The sequence below is a fragment of the Olivibacter sp. SDN3 genome, assembly GCF_014334135.1.
Classification (GTDB): domain Bacteria; phylum Bacteroidota; class Bacteroidia; order Sphingobacteriales; family Sphingobacteriaceae; genus Olivibacter.
Map to the genome: position 1 here is coordinate 4,327,547 of NZ_CP060497.1, position 16,595 is coordinate 4,344,141.

20 protein-coding genes are annotated in these 16,595 nt (G+C 42.1%); 12 read left to right on the forward strand and 8 right to left on the reverse strand.

Annotated features, from left to right (window positions below; all coding sequences use genetic code 11):
* Positions 1–8 precede the first annotated feature (8 nt).
* From H8S90_RS18020 to H8S90_RS25955, 7 genes are all read left to right on the forward strand, one after another.
* On the forward strand, positions 9–1,562 hold the full coding sequence (locus H8S90_RS18020) for a SusD/RagB family nutrient-binding outer membrane lipoprotein (protein ID WP_187339240.1): 1,554 nt from the start codon (positions 9–11) through the stop codon (positions 1,560–1,562).
* A gap of 50 nt (positions 1,563–1,612) precedes the next feature.
* The gene (locus H8S90_RS18025; protein WP_187339241.1) at positions 1,613–3,109 is read left to right on the forward strand and encodes a mandelate racemase/muconate lactonizing enzyme family protein; all 1,497 of its coding nucleotides are present in this window, start codon (positions 1,613–1,615) and stop codon (positions 3,107–3,109) included.
* A gap of 92 nt (positions 3,110–3,201) precedes the next feature.
* A complete protein-coding gene (locus H8S90_RS18030) occupies positions 3,202–4,236 on the forward strand; it encodes a FecR family protein (RefSeq protein WP_187339242.1) in 1,035 nt (344 codons plus the stop codon).
* Between the two features lie 50 nt (positions 4,237–4,286).
* Positions 4,287–5,231 carry an RraA family protein gene (locus tag H8S90_RS18035; RefSeq protein WP_255501650.1) on the forward strand — a complete coding sequence of 315 codons (945 nt, stop codon included), beginning with the start codon at positions 4,287–4,289 and terminating at the stop codon, positions 5,229–5,231.
* 36 nt (positions 5,232–5,267) lie between these two features.
* The gene (locus tag H8S90_RS18040) at positions 5,268–5,723 is read left to right on the forward strand and encodes a nuclear transport factor 2 family protein (RefSeq protein ID WP_187339243.1); all 456 of its coding nucleotides are present in this window, start codon (positions 5,268–5,270) and stop codon (positions 5,721–5,723) included.
* A 22-nt stretch (positions 5,724–5,745) separates the two neighbouring features.
* Positions 5,746–7,020 (forward strand): MFS transporter, encoded by a 1,275-nt coding sequence (locus tag H8S90_RS18045; RefSeq protein WP_187339244.1) that lies wholly within the window; start codon positions 5,746–5,748, stop codon positions 7,018–7,020.
* Positions 7,021–7,125: 105 nt separating this feature from the next.
* Positions 7,126–7,269, forward strand: a complete 144-nt coding sequence (locus H8S90_RS25955) for a hypothetical protein (RefSeq protein ID WP_222852126.1) — start codon at positions 7,126–7,128, stop codon at positions 7,267–7,269.
* A gap of 21 nt (positions 7,270–7,290) precedes the next feature.
* Here H8S90_RS25955 and H8S90_RS18050 read toward each other — a convergent pair whose 3' ends face one another.
* The 5 genes from H8S90_RS18050 to H8S90_RS18070 all read right to left on the reverse strand — a co-directional run bounded on the left by H8S90_RS18050 (position 7,291) and on the right by H8S90_RS18070 (position 10,563).
* Positions 7,291–8,496: an exo-beta-N-acetylmuramidase NamZ domain-containing protein gene (locus tag H8S90_RS18050; protein WP_187339245.1), complete on the reverse strand. Its 1,206-nt coding sequence runs from the start codon at positions 8,494–8,496 to the stop codon at positions 7,291–7,293.
* Between the two features lie 15 nt (positions 8,497–8,511).
* Positions 8,512–8,820 (reverse strand): Imm53 family immunity protein, encoded by a 309-nt coding sequence (locus tag H8S90_RS18055; protein WP_187339246.1) that lies wholly within the window; start codon positions 8,818–8,820, stop codon positions 8,512–8,514.
* 231 nt (positions 8,821–9,051) lie between these two features.
* Positions 9,052–9,249 carry an RHS repeat-associated core domain-containing protein gene (locus H8S90_RS18060; protein ID WP_187343093.1) on the reverse strand — a complete coding sequence of 66 codons (198 nt, stop codon included), beginning with the start codon at positions 9,247–9,249 and terminating at the stop codon, positions 9,052–9,054.
* A gap of 3 nt (positions 9,250–9,252) precedes the next feature.
* Complete coding sequence (locus tag H8S90_RS18065) at positions 9,253–9,840, reverse strand: hypothetical protein (protein WP_187339247.1); 588 nt, start codon at positions 9,838–9,840, stop codon at positions 9,253–9,255.
* Positions 9,841–9,849: 9 nt separating this feature from the next.
* A complete protein-coding gene (locus tag H8S90_RS18070; protein WP_370525656.1) occupies positions 9,850–10,563 on the reverse strand; it encodes a hypothetical protein in 714 nt (237 codons plus the stop codon).
* Positions 10,564–10,880: 317 nt separating this feature from the next.
* Between H8S90_RS18070 and H8S90_RS18075 the strand changes: the two genes are divergently transcribed.
* On the forward strand, positions 10,881–11,138 hold the full coding sequence (locus H8S90_RS18075; protein ID WP_187339248.1) for a helix-turn-helix domain-containing protein: 258 nt from the start codon (positions 10,881–10,883) through the stop codon (positions 11,136–11,138).
* 55 nt (positions 11,139–11,193) lie between these two features.
* On the opposite strand, the gene H8S90_RS18080 is transcribed toward H8S90_RS18075, so the two are convergent.
* Genes H8S90_RS18080 through H8S90_RS18090 form a run of 3 tightly spaced genes read right to left on the reverse strand, consistent with a single transcriptional unit; the run spans position 11,194 to position 12,380 of the window.
* Positions 11,194–11,607, reverse strand: a complete 414-nt coding sequence (locus tag H8S90_RS18080) for a hypothetical protein (protein ID WP_187339249.1) — start codon at positions 11,605–11,607, stop codon at positions 11,194–11,196.
* Positions 11,608–11,609: 2 nt separating this feature from the next.
* Positions 11,610–12,161, reverse strand: a complete 552-nt coding sequence (locus H8S90_RS18085) for a hypothetical protein (RefSeq protein WP_187339250.1) — start codon at positions 12,159–12,161, stop codon at positions 11,610–11,612.
* Between the two features lie 27 nt (positions 12,162–12,188).
* Positions 12,189–12,380 carry an RHS repeat-associated core domain-containing protein gene (locus tag H8S90_RS18090; protein ID WP_187339251.1) on the reverse strand — a complete coding sequence of 64 codons (192 nt, stop codon included), beginning with the start codon at positions 12,378–12,380 and terminating at the stop codon, positions 12,189–12,191.
* Between the two features lie 670 nt (positions 12,381–13,050).
* Between H8S90_RS18090 and trpS the strand changes: the two genes are divergently transcribed.
* From trpS to H8S90_RS18110, 4 genes are all read left to right on the forward strand, one after another.
* Entirely contained in the window at positions 13,051–14,046 is a 996-nt protein-coding gene (gene trpS / locus H8S90_RS18095; RefSeq protein WP_187339252.1) for a tryptophan--tRNA ligase, read from the forward strand.
* Between the two features lie 96 nt (positions 14,047–14,142).
* Positions 14,143–14,757 (forward strand): deoxynucleoside kinase, encoded by a 615-nt coding sequence (locus H8S90_RS18100; RefSeq protein WP_187339253.1) that lies wholly within the window; start codon positions 14,143–14,145, stop codon positions 14,755–14,757.
* A gap of 57 nt (positions 14,758–14,814) precedes the next feature.
* Complete coding sequence (kdsB, locus tag H8S90_RS18105; RefSeq protein WP_187339254.1) at positions 14,815–15,540, forward strand: 3-deoxy-manno-octulosonate cytidylyltransferase; 726 nt, start codon at positions 14,815–14,817, stop codon at positions 15,538–15,540.
* Between the two features lie 108 nt (positions 15,541–15,648).
* Positions 15,649–16,590, forward strand: a complete 942-nt coding sequence (locus tag H8S90_RS18110) for a serine hydrolase (protein WP_187339255.1) — start codon at positions 15,649–15,651, stop codon at positions 16,588–16,590.
* Positions 16,591–16,595 lie beyond the last annotated feature (5 nt).

The window sequence follows — 16,595 nt, forward strand, 5'->3', positions numbered from 1 at the left end:
TGCCAGTTATGAAAAAAATCTACAGATGTTTTTTGGCCGTTATTGTACTATGTACGTATAGCGCCTGCGATCGAGATTTTGAGGAGATCAATATTAATCCATCATTGGCCAATGAACTTGACCCCTCCTATCTGTTTTCCAATGCCCAGCGACTATCCGCTATCGCTACATACCATTATCAAGGCGAAATTGTACAACAGATAAATACGCCATATGGCGGACTGTTAGCCGCCGGAAACCGGAATATCATTAACGACCAGCATGCGGCTGAGGCGTTCAATACACTTTATACCGGTCCGATTCGCTACCTCGTAGAGGTAATGGACAAAACAGCAGGTATCCCAGAGCAAAACAATCTCTACCAAATGGCGCGCATCTGGAAAGCTTACTGTTTTCAACTATTAGTAGATACTTACGGTGATGTACCTTATAGTGAAGCTGGTTTAGGTTTTATGCAAGCCGATTACTTGCCAAAATACGATCCGGCGGCTGATATTTACGAGGCGATCATCCGGGAATATACGGAAGCTACCGATGCCCTTGATCCCAACCAAGCGGGTATTGGTGCGGCAGATTTGTTTTATGAAGGTACGGTTGATCGCTGGAAACGTTTGGGAAATTCGCTGCTGCTGCGGATTGCCATGCGTTTTACCAAACTTGATGAAACAAAAGCGCAAACGCTCGTAAGTATCGCTGTTGATCCCGCCCGCGGGGGTGTGATGCAATCTAATGACGACAATGCCTATATTCAATTTAACGACACTTATACCAATAGCACCTCCAATCCACTCTTGGGGGGTGAACGTGCCAACTATTATGTCAGTGCCCCTTTTGTAGATTTTCTTAAAAACAATAACGATCCTAGACTGCGCTACATAGCCGTGAAGTACGAAATCCCCGCTAATCCCCTGGCCACGGCAGGTGCGGCCAATATCAACCCGGAAGACCAACAGGGAATGCCCTATGGTTATGATGAAAGTTCGATTGAACGCGCGCCGGATTATCCGGGGAAGATAGGTGCCGCATGGCGTTACTCGCAATTTAACCGTGCTACCGTTATGCGTGTTAATGCACCGGAGTTTATGGTTACTTTTTCACAGACGCAGTTGTTGCTGGCCGAAGCAATCGTTCGGGGATACCTGAGCATCGGCAATGCACAGAGCTATTATGAAAGTGGTATAGAGGCACATATGGAGCAGACACCATTGTATGGTAATACGGTCAATATCAGTGCTGAGGAAAAGCAAGCCTATTTGCAGGAAGCCGAAATAGCCTTTAGTCAGGAGCAGGCACTCCAGCAGATCAATACGCAGTATTGGGTGAGCTCGTTCCGCAACTGGTCGGAAGCCTGGGCAAATTTTCGGAGAACAGGATATCCGGAATTGAGACCGGTGAATTTTCCTTCCCAGGATCCTTCTGTTCCTGCCGCCGGTGGTTTCATTAGACGGTTGGTGTACCCGTTGAGGGAGGTCTCTGTAAATGCTACCCATGTCCAGGAAGCAATCGGTAGAATGGGTGGAAACAGTTTGGGAACCCGTCTTTTTTGGGATAGCCCCGAATAAACGCTTTTATGCACAACGAGCAGATAAAAATTTACTAAAAATTGATTAAGATGAAAAATATCATTCAGGTAATTAAAGAACAAACACGTACTGCCGAACAAAAACAACGGCAAGAGGCTGCTATAGCCTGTGAGCAACTAAGCACCGGTGAGCCGCGCCGGGATTTTCTAAAAAAAATGGCGATGGGAGGACTCACATTCGGGGGGCTGGTAAGTCTGCCTTTTGAAGACACCTTGGCACATAGCACATCACGCGTAAACAGGCTTTCTGCCCCATCAGATCTCAAAATTACCGATATGCGCTACTGTGTGACCCGCGTAATGGGACGTACACCTATTATCCGTATCGATACCAATCAAGGTATCTACGGTTTAGGCGAAGTGCGTGATGGAGCCGATGAGCGGTATGCCTTGTTCCTCAAAAGCAGAATTCTTGGGGAAAACCCATGTAATGTCGAGAGAATATTTAAAATGATTAAGCAGTTTGGAGGAGATTCAAGACAAGCAGGCGGTGTATGTGCCGTTGAAATGGCGCTATGGGATATCTGTGGAAAGGCTTATAATGTGCCTGCTTGGCAACTATTAGGTGGGTTGTATCGCGATAAAGTACGCCTATATGCAGATACCCCTGAATCTAAATCTGTAGAAGAACAGCAGAAACTCATTCAGTACCGTATTCAGGATCAAGGCTATACCTGGTTGAAGATGGATGTATCGATTGGCGAGCTTAGGGGCAAGCCGGGAACCGTGGTTAATAGTAAGGCTTGGGAAAACTTAGAGGGGCGATTGGCACAATGGGGAGACAATGACTACATGTCCTATGCCAATCGTATGCATCCCTTTACGCAAATACAAATTACGGATAAAGGGTTGGAGGAGCTCGCACAAATTGTGGAAAATGTACGGAATATGGTGGGTTATGATATTCCTATTTCTACAGACCACTATGGTCATTTTGATTTGAACAACGGCATAAGATTGGGCAAAGTCCTGGATAAATACAGGTTAGCCTGGTTTGAAGATGTGGTGCCCTGGCAATACACCGAACAATGGAAGACAATTACCGAGGCTATTGAGACACCTACCATTACCGGCGAAGATATTTACCTGCTACGCAATTTTAAAGACCTGATCCACAATCGGGCGGTCGATTTGGTGCATCCGGATTTAGCTTCATCAGGAGGACTGCTGGAAACAAAAAGGATTGGTGACTATGCCGAAGAGTTTGGAATAGGTATGGCCATGCATCAAGCCGGCACACCCATTTCCTTCATGGCCAATGTACATTGCGCCGCCGCCACCGAAAACTTTTTATCCTTGGAGCATCATTCGGTAGATGTACCTTGGTGGGAAGACCTGGTTAAAACCACTGATGGCAGAAAACTAATAGAAAAGGGTTATGCCAACGTGCCAATGACAGCACCGGGGCTCGGCGTAGAATTAAACGATGATGTGGTCAAAGAACATCTTATTGAAAAGGATCAATCCTATTTCGAACCAACACCTCAATGGGACGATCAGCGGTCGCATGATCGGACGTGGAGCTAACAAAAAATAAAATATACTTTAGGGAATTTACCGTAATTTCCTGTCTTTATAGTAGGGACCGTCGTCAGGATAAGAAGATGCCTCTGAATAATATGAATAACAACAGAATAATAATACTGCTGACCCGTAAGATGGCGGGTGAGATTAGCGACAGGGAACAGGAAGAGCTATCGAAATTACTGGCAGAGAATCCTGAGGCGATCTATTATGAAGAATTTGTCAGCGAACTATGGCATCATAAAGAAGATCAGTCTTCTGATGCTTCTCTGGCCTATCAGCGGCATAAGAAAAGGTTCGGAGAGCAACTGGATTTTGATTCGGCAGAGAAGAAAAACACCTTTGCGTATGGGCTCGCTGCCTGCCTACTCTGTTTGGTGTTGACGGGTATTTTCTGGAAGCTTTTTTTAACGGAAAGTGCTTCAGATGCTTTCACGGAAATTATTGCTGAAAAAGGTGTACGCAAAAAGTTGCATTTGCCCGACGGAACTGCGGTCTGGTTAAATGCGGATAGCAGATTGTCGTATAATGATTTTGAAAAAGAGGGCGAGCGACTGGTAAATTTAACAGGTGAAGCCTATTTCGATGTAACGAAAAATAAACACAAACCCTTTATCATCAAGACAGACAAACTTGCAATCAGTGTATTGGGAACAGCATTTAACGTGAAGGCCTATCCAAACGATCAGCAGACGGAGGCTACACTTATTAGTGGGGCTATTGAACTCGCGATAAAAGACCGTCCAAAAGAAAAGATACAGTTAAAGCCATCCGAAAAAGTCGAGGTACTACATAATGATCAAGTCATTAAACCTAATAAAAAAGGTGAAGGTAGTTTAGTTTTTACATTAAGTAACTTATCCAAAGTTCAGATGAAAGATCAGGAATACATACAAGAGACTTCCTGGATTGAGAATAAGCTCATTTTTAAGAACGAGCGCATGGAAGAACTGCTACCTAAGTTGGAACGCTGGTATAATGTTAATATTCGGATAAGCGATCCAAAGATCAGGCAGTATCGGTACACCGCAAATATCGCAGGTGAAGATATCAAACAATTATTAGATGCCATGCAGCTAGTTAAACCTTTTCAGTATAAAATCGAAGAGCAGGAAATCCTTATCTATTAGCGGATACTACCTGGATTCCGGTTCTTGTTTTTGAATAAAATAAAAATGTTATGATGATGAAAGCAATTGCTACCCTATTATTATTTTTAGTGGCCGTACAAGGTGTGAAAAGCCAACAGGTAGGCTCATCTGTCGAATATATCAAAGCGCTTACCCCCCAATGGAAGGGTGAACGATTGCCCGATGGCCGTCCGAAAATTCCGGACAATCTGCTGGAAAGGCTGAAAAAAATATCCATGGAACAAGCTTGGGGTTATCTCCGAAGCCAAAAATATAACAATCAGTTTGAATCCAACTGGGAACTGATCATGTATCCAGACCAAGTAATGGTGGGGAGGGCGGTCACGGCGCAATATATGCCAGCAAGGCCAGATTTACTTGAGCAGATCAAGGCTCAAGGTCTAAAAGAGGGTCGGTCGACACAAGGCGGCAATAATACCTGGCCCATAGATGTCCTGACATCCAATGACGTGTATGTAGCCGACAGCTACGGTAAGATTGTTGATGGCACACTGATTGGTGATATGCTGGGCAATACCATTTATACCAATTCAAAGAATGGTGTGATCTTTTGGGGGTCCGTTAGAGATATGGATGGACTGAGCCAGATTGAAGGCTTCAATGTGTGGGCGAAAGGTCAGGATCCCTCCTACATTATGGAAATGACGCTCACCACAATCAATGCGCCGATCCGAATCGGTCGTGCGACGGTCCTTCCAGGTGACGCGGTATTGGCCAATAAGTACGGTACCATCTTCATACCATCTCACCTTGTCGAAGAGCTGGTGCTCAGTTCGGAATTTACGATGTTGAGAGATGCTTTTGGCGCCCAGCGCTTACGGGAGAAAAAATACCTTTCCGGTCAGATTGATAGTAAGTGGACCGACGACATCAAAAACGATTTCATTCAATGGTTAGCCGATTTACCGGGAGAAGAGTTACCCATGTCAAGGGAAGAACTTGATGCCTACCTGAAAAATCGTGATTTTTACTAAAAATAATTAATATATAATATTTAAAATCAGTTTTTTATGATATATAAAAGTTTAAGGTTAATGCCTATGATGATCATTGCTATACTCAGTTTCAGTTGTAATGAGTCTCCGGCAGGTGCCTCCGGGCAAATAGAGGCCGTTGAAGAAGCTGTCGAATCTTTTAGGCAGACGATGTTACAACCAGATCAAGCAAAATTTGAAGCCTTAACGGCACAGGCACTCACCTATGGGCATTCCAATGGATTGATAGAAGATCGAGCAACCTGTATTGCTTCTATGGTGGATGGCAAATTTAAGTTCAACAGTATTGAGTTAAGCGATCAAAGCGTTGACGTGGAGGGCCATACCGCTATTGTGCGGCACCAGTTTTTTGCGCATACACACGATGAAGGAAAAGAGCCCGGTACAGTTAGCTTAAAGGTTCTTCAGGTTTGGCAGTTACAGGACGACCAATGGCGTTTACTGGCCAGGCAGGCAGTTAAGATCCAATGAATACCCCTTAACCCGCAAAAATATGCAGCAGAAAATAGCGCCATCGCGCTGGTACCGTATTATACCCATAGTTTTTATTACCTATAGCCTCGCCTATTTAGACCGCGCAAATTTTGGTTTTGCTGCAGCGGGAGGTATGGCAGAAGATTTAAATATCACTCCTGCTATTTCATCGCTGTTAGGGTCACTTTTTTTTCTGGGTTATTTTTTCTTCCAGATACCCGGCGCCCATTATGCAGCGCATAAGAGCGCCAAGAAGTTAATTTTTTGGTCGTTAATATTATGGGGTGCGCTAGCCGCTGCTACCGGTATGGTGAGCAATGTCAATATGCTGATTGTTATCCGTTTTATGTTAGGTGTAGTAGAAAGTGCCGTAATGCCCGCTATGCTCATCCTGCTAAGCCAATGGTTCACGAAAACGGAACGCTCCAGAGCCAATACCTTTTTAATTTTGGGTAATCCGGCAACGGTATTATGGATGTCGGTGTTATCAGGCTATCTGATCCATGCGTTGGGTTGGCGTTGGATGTTTATTATTCAAGGACTTCCAGCCGTGGTTTGGGCATTTATCTGGTGGCGCTTAATCGATGAAAAACCGAGCGAAGCAGCTTGGTTAAGCCCTCAGGAACGGGAAGTGGTAGAAAAACAATTACAGGAAGAGCAACAACAGATTAAACCCGTAAAAAACTATGCTGTGGCATTTAAATCAAAAACCGTGATCCTCTTGTGTCTGCAATACCTGTTTTGGAGTATGGGTCTGTATGGCTTTGTCATGTGGTTGCCGTCGATTATTAAGGCGGCCCCGGATATGGATATCGTTATCACGGGATGGTTAGCTGCTGTTCCTTACATATTGGCTATTATAACCATGCTCGTTGCGTCCTACGCATCTGATAAAACCTTGAACAGAAAAATATTCATCTGGCCTTTTTTGCTGGTCGGAGCCCTCGCCTTTTACGGCTCCTACTTAATAGGTACCGGTAACTTTTGGTTGTCATTCAGCTTGCTTGTATTGGCCGGCGGCGCTATGTATGCTCCTTACGGGCCATTTTTCGCAGCAATTACAGATATTCTTCCTAAAAACGTAGTTGGTGGTGCGCTGGGCTTGATCAATAGTATGGGAGCCCTAGGCTCCTTTGGCGGCGCTTACATCGTTGGCTATCTTAATGGCGTAACCAATGGTTTCGGAGCCTCTTATATCTTGATGTCGGTTACCTTATTGCTTTCATCTCTCCTAACCATGTGGGTAGTGAAGTCGCCACGGGCTTTAATTAGACAACGTGATGATCTTTTATAATTAGTATAATTAGCTGCACAAGCTTAGTGGTTATGGTTAATCTTAATTTGACATAAGGCTTTCGTTTATATACGCCAGTTGTCTACAATAGCGATTAATTTGTAAATGAAGCATTTTAATGAGCACCAATCGGCCATGATTTCCTCACTGATGGAACCTTTTATTATCATTTTTCTCGGAATTTTTGTGGGTATCATCCTTATAGCCATGTATCTACCTTTATTCCAAATGGGTGGCAGTTTCGGATAAGAAATTATGAAGGGCATTATTTTATTCATACAGCAGATATTGCATACGCATCTGCTTGTACTGACTAAGCCCCGGCTCCCAGGAAGCCCTTATTTCTTCTTCCGTTTTCCCTTCCGCTATCTGTTTCCGAAATTGATCATACCCCATCAGGTTTTCTATCTTCCCCATCGCCTTGCTAAAAGAAGAATCGAAAAACAGTTGCTTGTCGGGATAGTCCCGATAAGATGTTATCATCCATTGGAGATTGATTTTTCCAGACGCATGTAAACTTTTGATATCATAGTTCCTCAGGTCAATACCATAGCAGGTCTGATCTTGGTGCAGCGGCATTTCAGACATCCCCGGTATACTGACCGGTTTAAATGAAAAATCGTAGATTCCTTTAAGCGCTGGTGCGCCAAGGACTGCAAATGGCATGTGGGTGCCTCTGCCCTGACTGATAATGGTTCCCTCAAATGGGCAAATGGACGGATAGAGGATGATAGACGCTTGCGAGTTGAGATTAGGTGACGGACTGACCGGAAGTTCGTAGTATAAGCTGTGGTCGTAGTTTTTCAGGGGAATGATCTGCAATTTACAATGCAAACCATTCGGAAGCCACCCCTCACCATTTATCATTTGTGCAAATTCACCCATCGTCATTCCATGCGTTATAGGGATTGGAAATTTTCCGATACCCGACTTAAAGCGCATGTCCAGTATAGGTCCATCCACATAGCCATTTGGGTTCGGACGGTCTAATATCATGAGGGTTTTACCTTGTTCCGCACAGCTTTCCATCACATCAGCCAAGGTGTTGATATAGGTATAAAAACGGCAACCCACATCCTGTATGTCGAAAACCATTACATCGATGGAATCCAAGGCTGCTTTGGAAGGTTTTCGGTTTTTACCATAAAGCGATATAATGGGTATTCCGGTTTTTTTGTCTATTTCATCGTCCACTTCAGCCCCATTACTGGCATTCGCACGGAACCCATGCTCGGGTCCAAAAACAAAGCGGATATCTACGCCAAGGGCGTGCAGACTATCAATACTTAACTGATTACCGATGATAGAGGTTTGATTGACGACCATTCCCACTCGCTTCCATTTTAACAAAGGAAGATAAGTTTCCACTTGGTCGGCACCTGTAACAATCCCGTCTCCATTATTTGCTTCACAGCTGTTCTGCAAAGGAGAGACAAGTATAGAGAGAAAAAGAACGATGAATAGTTTTATTGTCATAATCTTAAAGTATGTTCATGAAAGCGGTATCTCGTTAACAGGTGTTTTTACAAACTCGGCAAACTTATTAAGCAGGAAACCGAGTTTTGTCGGATCTCCATATCCCTTAAAAGTTTCACCGTCACTTTTTATATTATACCAGTCATTGTCATCATCTATTGATTCTTCAAAAGTGGTTTTACCTTCAACTTCCGTCTCCATAATATCCGCCTTAAAACTCCAACCTGGATTATCAATAGTTTGTATTTTTATACTAAACGTATGTTCCCAATCATCGTCACAATTCGAAGCATACCAATCCATCAATTGCTTTATACTTTCCATAATCTATCTTTTTTTGATCCGTTAACTCATCCTCTCTTGCTGGTCGTGTATTTTTCCCTTCACGAACGTGCGGAGTAGGTATTTCCTAACCTCTGTTTTTTATCAAATCCGCTAGGGTTTCTTGAGTTCTTCTCGTAGCGATAAGTCCACCAGCTGCAATGCTTCCAACTGCCAAACCTATAGGAGCTCCGATGATAGTACAGGTTCCTGCCGACACAACACCTGCTACCTTTATCTGCTTTTTCTAGTCGGGGGATCAATAGATGCAATCCCATCCTGGTCAATAAACCTCATCATGTTGTTGAATGCATAGTTGTAATACGAATGCCTATGCATCTGCTCCGCTAGCGCATCCACGCTTCCCCACCTTCCTATCACCGGATCATAGAACCTTGCTCCGTAATCATACAGATTCAGTCGCTTACTGATTCCTTACCTCTGTAATAATACGACTTTTGCATATAATCTTGAATTGTTTTGTTCGATATTTTCATTACTATTCTTATAAGAATCTGGAACACCAAATTGCTCCACTTCACTGAAGGATTTCACTACATCGGAATCAAAATAATTGTAATAGCCACTAAGTTTTCTTAAGAGATATATCAATTTTTTGTCATCCTTTACTTTTTCCCCGTTAACTACCATACAATTAAACTGGCTAATGCACAGTCGTTGTTTACTTCCATTTTCATTATATAGATTACATTGCATTCTAAAATTGCAATTATCTTCCTTAGCGTCAATATTCTTGTTCAAATAACCAATTCTTTCTGCTATTTCCAGAAAAACGGCTGTATCGATTAATCGTTGACCAAGATCCTCTACTTCCGAGGACGAAAATTCCTTATCACAAGGAACTGCTGCATCCACTAACCCTTTGAAATAATATATCTCTATTTTTTTATTATGCTCCTTCTGAAAATTTTTAGAACCTCCTGTACAACTAAGGAGTATAAATACGATCAGAATAAGACCAATGTTTTTTTTATAGTTTTCTTTCATTTCGGTTCTATTCATGTGTAACATTTACCATTCGAAAAATGGTCTACTGTTCCTATTAAGAATATTATTGTTTTGGAAGTTGTTATCAAATATAGACCAAGGAAGACCGGACGATTCTTTAGTGGAGGTTGGATCATACGTCATAATAGATTTTCCCGCATTATGTGATTTTCTAACTTGATTTGGCTTTAGTTCATCATTATTTCTTCCAGTTTTCCTTTCCGATCCCGTTATCACTCTTCTTTCTTCCTTAGTTTCATATTGATTATCAAATTGGTTTTGTCTTTCCTTATGAGCTTTGGGATCTGTTAAAAACGACACCGCATGAGAGACCTCATGCTCTAAGGCTGTTGCCGCAGATAAAGTTACATCGCCATATTCATGAGCAGTAAATGGATTCCAATAAACCTTTCCTTCCCGGTGAACATCGTCTGTTGACTGATATAAGGATACTGTAAAATCTTCACTATTCGCTGCTAATCTTAAATTATCTCCTCCTCCATTTTCGACATTGTATTGATACGCTTTCAGTGCATTCTGAACGAAATAATTATCCGGTGCTTTGGACATGTTAGAACCATTGAAAACGAAAGAATTCTCTACCCAATGCCCCTTATTGTCCCGTACATTGTAGAAGATTTCGATATCCTTTCCATCGGGATCTAGGAACTTTATCGGATTATTAATAGCATATCCATAAGGGGAATAGGAATAATACTTCTCAGCCAATGGATCCACACTACCCCACCTTCCGATGACCGGATCATAGAACCTGGCGCCGTAATCGTACGTCCTTTTGCAGATTTTTACGTTTCCGGTGAAGTTTCCTACCGACGGTTCAGGCTGTATTCAAAGAACTCTTCTTTCCCCAAAGATAGCGGTTTAAAGTGCATTTACAAGGGGTTATTTCGTTCTTCGTTCCGGTTGGTGCTTAGGTTGGATTGATCATCTGATATTACCAAAATATACAAGTCTTATCCGGTTTTTTTATGGCTTTTATTTACGTAAATTTGCAGTAACAGGTGATTATAGTTCACAATTAGGCAATATAAGCTATGGAAAAAGGTAATATTATCACTTCCCTGCGCAAAGAACGGGGATGGTCGCAGACCGATCTCGCCACCAACAGCAAGGTCTCAAGGGAGATGATAGGCAAATATGAACGGGGTGAGGCCACCAGCGCCGCATTCGACAGAAAGACCGTGGAAAGGTTGCAGGATATTGAAAAGCTGGAAGCTGGCGAAAAGGAACATATGTTTGCCCTGCTCGATGCTTTCCTAGCAAAAAGCAAGCTACAGGCTATACTCAAATAAAAATAACCCGGTCAGAAGATCGGGTTATTTTCTTTATAACACCTTTGAGAGCACCCTAACTCCAATTCACTTGGCTTTTTTTGTAAAACGTAAAAACCAAAAGTAGGGCAACACTTAAACAAGCAATTATAGTGAGGACACTAATAATAGCCCTTTTCTTTCTCGAAAGTGTTTTTAGCTCATTGAGATATTCGGTCTTCAAGTCACTGTGCCTCAAGAATAAACAGTAATTAATGATTGCCAATCCTATTGCTATTGGTATACCCCACAATTTTGGATCCCCAGTAGGAATAATATTTCCACCTGTAATTATCTCAAGCCAGCCAAACAAGATCAGTAAAATAAAAATCTGCAATGTTTGAACGACTAATGCTGCTTTCCATTCACTAAATCCATCATTGGAGATCGACTCAAAAAACAAGTAAATCTCCAAAAAGAACAAATAAATGGGCTTGACTATATTTCTCATCTTTAAAAACCTTTTGGCCCGGTCAATATGCCATATCCTGTACTTTTCCGTTCGTTTTTATCTATCTCTGCCCATTTATCCATAGCGGCTGGAAAACCTCCCGGATAAAACGTATCAATCCCGTAATATCCAGCGCCAACTATGGCCACAGGGATTCCTCCTAAAAGCCCATAAACTCCAACCCCAGTATTGACCCCAAACTTAGCAGGGCTAATCGAATTGGGATTACTTGCTCCTAGCCTATAGTAATTTAGAACACCAACACCATCTACGACTGTTCCCAAACCAAGTGTTGCAAGACCTCCCAGCTTTCCTAAAGTAGCTATTTTTGTAGTTGGGAGATATTGTCTAAAATCTAAAATGGGCTTATGTAACTTGAACTCAGTTCCTATCCTGGCACTTCCGGAAAGAATCTCAACCCCGCCAGCAAGTGTACCGATACCCCCGTTCCATTTACTGAATTCCGGCAGCCAGCTATTATCCTTCGGCTTATCTACCTTTGCTGTTACCTCGGCAGCATCTATTGATGCTACAGCATAACTACCATCATCCAACTGAACGTCATCCCCGGCTTTTGGAGCCTATGTATTATTGTTGAGTGAGATCGTATCCAGTCCCATAAAGTCAGCATACTTAACCGGGTTCCCCAGCACATAGTTGTACGGTGTATGTTCATAATGGTTCTCCGCCAGCGGATCAACGCTTCCCCACCTACCGATCACCGGGTCATAGAACCTTGCCCCGTAATCGTACAGTGCCAGTCTGTCCTGCAATTATTCGGTAAACAACTTGCTCTTTATCGGTCCTCATGAACCGTAAACGGTTTCCTTTCCGTTGTAAAGATAGTTATTTTTGATTCACTTGTCTGTTTTCAAAGGCAATCAAGCTATCCCGATGAAATCGGGATGGTTTCGGAAGGTGTAGCGGCCTCAATGCCATGGACCGCTGTTCCCAGTGGTTCCCGTCCAGCTGATTATCTATGGCCTGCTGGGCATGTTCCTGCGAGAGGGTGCGGTTGTCGATGAAAAGAACTTACCCTTAATTTCTATGATATATTAATGAAAGTTGCCTTTAAACCTAAGGTGAATATTGTGTAATATCATTTGGGAAATGTTTTCGGAACAGCTTCGTACATTTACCCTACTACCTTCGATAGTTTACCAGGTTTTTATCAGATCCCGTCAGGTTTTTACCAGGTATATCTGATGAAAACCTGAACAAAACCTGTTGGAAATGTGGAGAAGAGTCGAAGTTTGTCCGAATACATTAGGAAGTTGATCGCTGTGTCCCGGCTTGCCGTCTTAAATTGTTATAGCTATGTCCGTATAAGACATGTCAATGAGGTTTAAACCGGATTAATCATTAAGTGTTTCGCCGAAAATCACCGCATGCTTGAAGGAGTCTTGCGGAAATATAGGAAGAATTCCTTATTTTCGCCGTCATATGGAAACAGTTGTTAGCGGAATCCGGAGTACCGGAAAATTACACCTTGGAAATTATTATGGTGCAATAAAGAATTTCTTAAAAATGCAGGATGAATATAACTGCTTTTTCTTTATTGCCGATCTGCACTCACTAACTACACATCCTACTCCCGAAAACCTGCAAGACAATGTAAAACAAGTTATTGTAGAATATTTAGCAGCCGGTATCGACCCGGAGAAGGCAACTATTTATGTGCAGTCCGATGTAACGGAAGTAGTAGAGCTTTACCTCTATTTAAATATGAATGCCTATCTGGGGGAACTGGAAAGGGCTACTTCTTTCAAAGATAAAGTACGTGCCAATCCGGATAATGTCAATGCCGGATTACTTACCTATCCCGTGTTGATGGCCGCCGATATTCTTTTACACAGGGCAACAAAGGTTCCTGTGGGAAAAGATCAGGAACAACATTTAGAAATGACACGTACCTTCGGTAACCGCTTTAACCGATTGTACAAAAACGAATATTTCCCGGAAGCTTATGCTTTTAGCTATGGTAACAACCTGATAAAAATACCTGGCCTTGATGGAAAAGGTAAGATGGGCAAATCGGAAGGAGATGCCAATTGCGTTTACCTGTCGGACAAACCCGAAGCTATACGTAAAAAAGTTATGCGAGCGGTCACGGACAGCGGTCCTACGCAGGAAAACCAGGTTAAACCAACAGAAATACAGAATCTTTTTGACTTAATGCAAGTGGTTTCAACCTCAGATACGGTGCAACATTTTGATGATTTATATAACAAATGCCAAATACGTTATGGTGATCTAAAAAAGCAGTTAGCAGAAGATATGGTGGTGGCCACTGAGCCGGTTCGCAGTCGAATTGAAGAAATTGCTGCTGATGACGCATATATTCGAAAAGTGATAAACCTTGGCGCTGAAAAAGCAAGGGAAAGTGCGCAGCAAACGATTAAAGATGTAAGAGAGATTATTGGATTCCGTAAATTTTAGCCGCAAAACTTAGGGTATTATAAATGCTTTTTTGCGGAAGTGATAAAAACGTGTTATTGTTAAATAAAATAGCCGATTTATATTAAATAAAAAAACATGCATATAGCTATAGTAGGTAATATTGGTGCGGGTAAAACGACCTTAACGGCACTCTTGGCCAAACATCTGGGCTGGGAACCACAATTTGAAGCGGTAGAAGATAATCCTTATCTGGAAGATTTTTACAGCGACATGAAGCGCTGGTCATTCAATCTGCAGATTTTCTTCCTGAACAGTCGTTTTCGGCATATCTTAGAACTCCAGAAGAGAAATGCAAACATCATACAAGACCGTACTATCTATGAAGACGCCTATATATTTGCAGAGAACCTGCATGATATGGGACTGATGACCTCTAGGGATTTTGATAATTATAGCAGTATTTTTGAAAGTATTGTCTCATTCATTAAACCGCCTGATCTGCTGATTTATCTGAAAGCTTCGGTTCCTACCTTGGTAGACAACATACAATTACGTGGGCGCGACTACGAAGCGGGTATAAGGCTTGATTACCTATCTAAATTAAATGATAAATATCAAAAATGGATAAACAGTTATAAGGGCGGGAAATTGCTGATACTGGATAAGGATAAACTGGATTTTGCCAATAAGCCGGAAGATCTCGGTTTTGTTATTGAAGAAATTGAGAAGAACTTGAACGGATTGTTTTAAAGTGATGAACACACGATTAGCTCCGGGCTAATTGTTGATAACTGATAACTAGAAAACATGAATATTATAGGAATTATACCAGCCCGCTATGCCTCGACTCGTTTTCCGGGTAAACCTTTAGTAGCTATTCATGGGAAGAGTATGATTCAGCGTGTGTATGAGCAGGCCGCAAAAGCGCCCTCGCTTCAGCAAGTGGTAGTGGCTACAGACGACGATCGGATAGCTCATCATGTTGACGGCTTTGGAGGAAAGGTTATCATGACCGCCCCTACCCATCAGAGCGGAACGGATAGATGTGCTGAGGTAATTGCAATTGAAAATACATATGATATCGCTATTAATATCCAGGGCGATGAACCTTATATAGATCCGGCACAGATAGAACTACTTGCCAGTTGTTTTGAAAATAGTGAAACACAAATTGCAACATTGGTAAAAAAAATAAATACCTACCATGAGCTGTTCAATACGAATACGCCCAAGGTATTGTTGAACAATATGCAGGAAGCAATCTATTTTAGTCGTACCGCCCTCCCCTTTCAACGGGATATTGCTCCTGAAAACTGGCTCGAACATTATGTTTATTATAAACATATCGGCATCTATGGATATAGATGTGAAGTGTTGACAGCATTGACTAATCTGCCGATATCTGCATTGGAAAAAGCGGAAGCGTTGGAGCAATTGCGCTGGTTGGAAAATGGCTATCGTATTAAAACGGCAGAGACATCTTTGGAAACCTTGGCGATTGATGAACCGGATGATTTGAATAAACTTAAATAGATTATGCTTTACGGCAATGTCATATAGCTTTTGTCTCTTGCTCATTTGTTGTTAAGCGCTAGATTTATTGCTAAAATTTCAAACTTTAAACTAAGTAACCATTGGTATATGCACCGCAGAATAATTACTATACGTTTACTGGCCTTGCTATCGCTAACAATTTGCAACGTTAAACTACCGGCCCAGCAAGCGGAAAATAAGCTACAACATGCTTTGGAGAAAATGATAAAATCTTTTAAGGGCACCGCGGGCGTTTACGTGTATAATCTGAAGACGGGTGAAAAGGCGTCTGTAAATGCCGACACGATATTTCCAACAGCAAGTATCGTAAAGGTACCTATACTGGTGGGGTTATTTGACAAAATAGATCAGGGTGAATTTAAATACCATGAAGAGCTGGTTTACCACGATTCCATTAAATACGGTGGTTCTGGCTTGATGCAATTCTTTAAAGATAGTACGAAAACAGATCTCAGCACCTTAGCTGCGCTAATGATTACTTATAGCGATAATACTACGTCATTGTGGTGCCAGAGCCTGGCTGGTGGTGGCGAAGCTATCAATCACTTAATGGACGATTATGGCTTTCCGAATACCAAAGTAAACTCCAGAACTAAAGGCCGTGAAGAAATTTGGAAAAAATATGGATGGGGACAAACAACGCCTAGGGAGATGGCAAAATTATTAATAAAAATCAGAAACGGCGAAATCATTAATCCGGCAGCCTCTGAAAGAATGTATCGCTTGCTTACCAATATTTATTATGACGAATACGCGCTCTCGCAAATACCGCCCTACATACAAACGGCATCCAAACAGGGAATGGTGAACGACTCGCGTTCGGAGCTGTTTATGGTGAATGCGCCAAGTGGAGATTATGTATGCTATATTGCTACTAAAAACCTGAAAGACCAAAGTTGGAAAGTAAATAATGAGGCATGGAAATTAGCTAGAAAAATATCAGCTTATCTCTGGAATTATTTTGAACCCGAATCAGACTGGAAGCCGGCAAAGGGGGTTGATAAGTTCGCTGAAGGAATGCGCTATTAAAAAAC

Coding starts and splice junctions, on each gene's coding strand:
- H8S90_RS18020 (WP_187339240.1), top strand. CDS start 9: ATGAAAAAAATCTACAGATGTTTTTTGGCCGTTATTGTACTATGTACG.
- H8S90_RS18025 (WP_187339241.1), top strand. CDS start 1,613: ATGAAAAATATCATTCAGGTAATTAAAGAACAAACACGTACTGCCGAA.
- H8S90_RS18030 (WP_187339242.1), top strand. CDS start 3,202: ATGAATAACAACAGAATAATAATACTGCTGACCCGTAAGATGGCGGGT.
- H8S90_RS18035 (WP_255501650.1), top strand. CDS start 4,287: ATGATGATGAAAGCAATTGCTACCCTATTATTATTTTTAGTGGCCGTA.
- H8S90_RS18040 (WP_187339243.1), top strand. CDS start 5,268: ATGATATATAAAAGTTTAAGGTTAATGCCTATGATGATCATTGCTATA.
- H8S90_RS18045 (WP_187339244.1), top strand. CDS start 5,746: ATGCAGCAGAAAATAGCGCCATCGCGCTGGTACCGTATTATACCCATA.
- H8S90_RS25955 (WP_222852126.1), top strand. CDS start 7,126: ATGAAGCATTTTAATGAGCACCAATCGGCCATGATTTCCTCACTGATG.
- H8S90_RS18050 (WP_187339245.1), bottom strand. CDS start 8,496: ATGACAATAAAACTATTCATCGTTCTTTTTCTCTCTATACTTGTCTCT.
- H8S90_RS18055 (WP_187339246.1), bottom strand. CDS start 8,820: ATGGAAAGTATAAAGCAATTGATGGATTGGTATGCTTCGAATTGTGAC.
- H8S90_RS18065 (WP_187339247.1), bottom strand. CDS start 9,840: ATGAATAGAACCGAAATGAAAGAAAACTATAAAAAAAACATTGGTCTT.
- H8S90_RS18075 (WP_187339248.1), top strand. CDS start 10,881: ATGGAAAAAGGTAATATTATCACTTCCCTGCGCAAAGAACGGGGATGG.
- H8S90_RS18080 (WP_187339249.1), bottom strand. CDS start 11,607: ATGAGAAATATAGTCAAGCCCATTTATTTGTTCTTTTTGGAGATTTAC.
- trpS (WP_187339252.1), top strand. CDS start 13,051: ATGGAAACAGTTGTTAGCGGAATCCGGAGTACCGGAAAATTACACCTT.
- H8S90_RS18100 (WP_187339253.1), top strand. CDS start 14,143: ATGCATATAGCTATAGTAGGTAATATTGGTGCGGGTAAAACGACCTTA.
- kdsB (WP_187339254.1), top strand. CDS start 14,815: ATGAATATTATAGGAATTATACCAGCCCGCTATGCCTCGACTCGTTTT.
- H8S90_RS18110 (WP_187339255.1), top strand. CDS start 15,649: ATGCACCGCAGAATAATTACTATACGTTTACTGGCCTTGCTATCGCTA.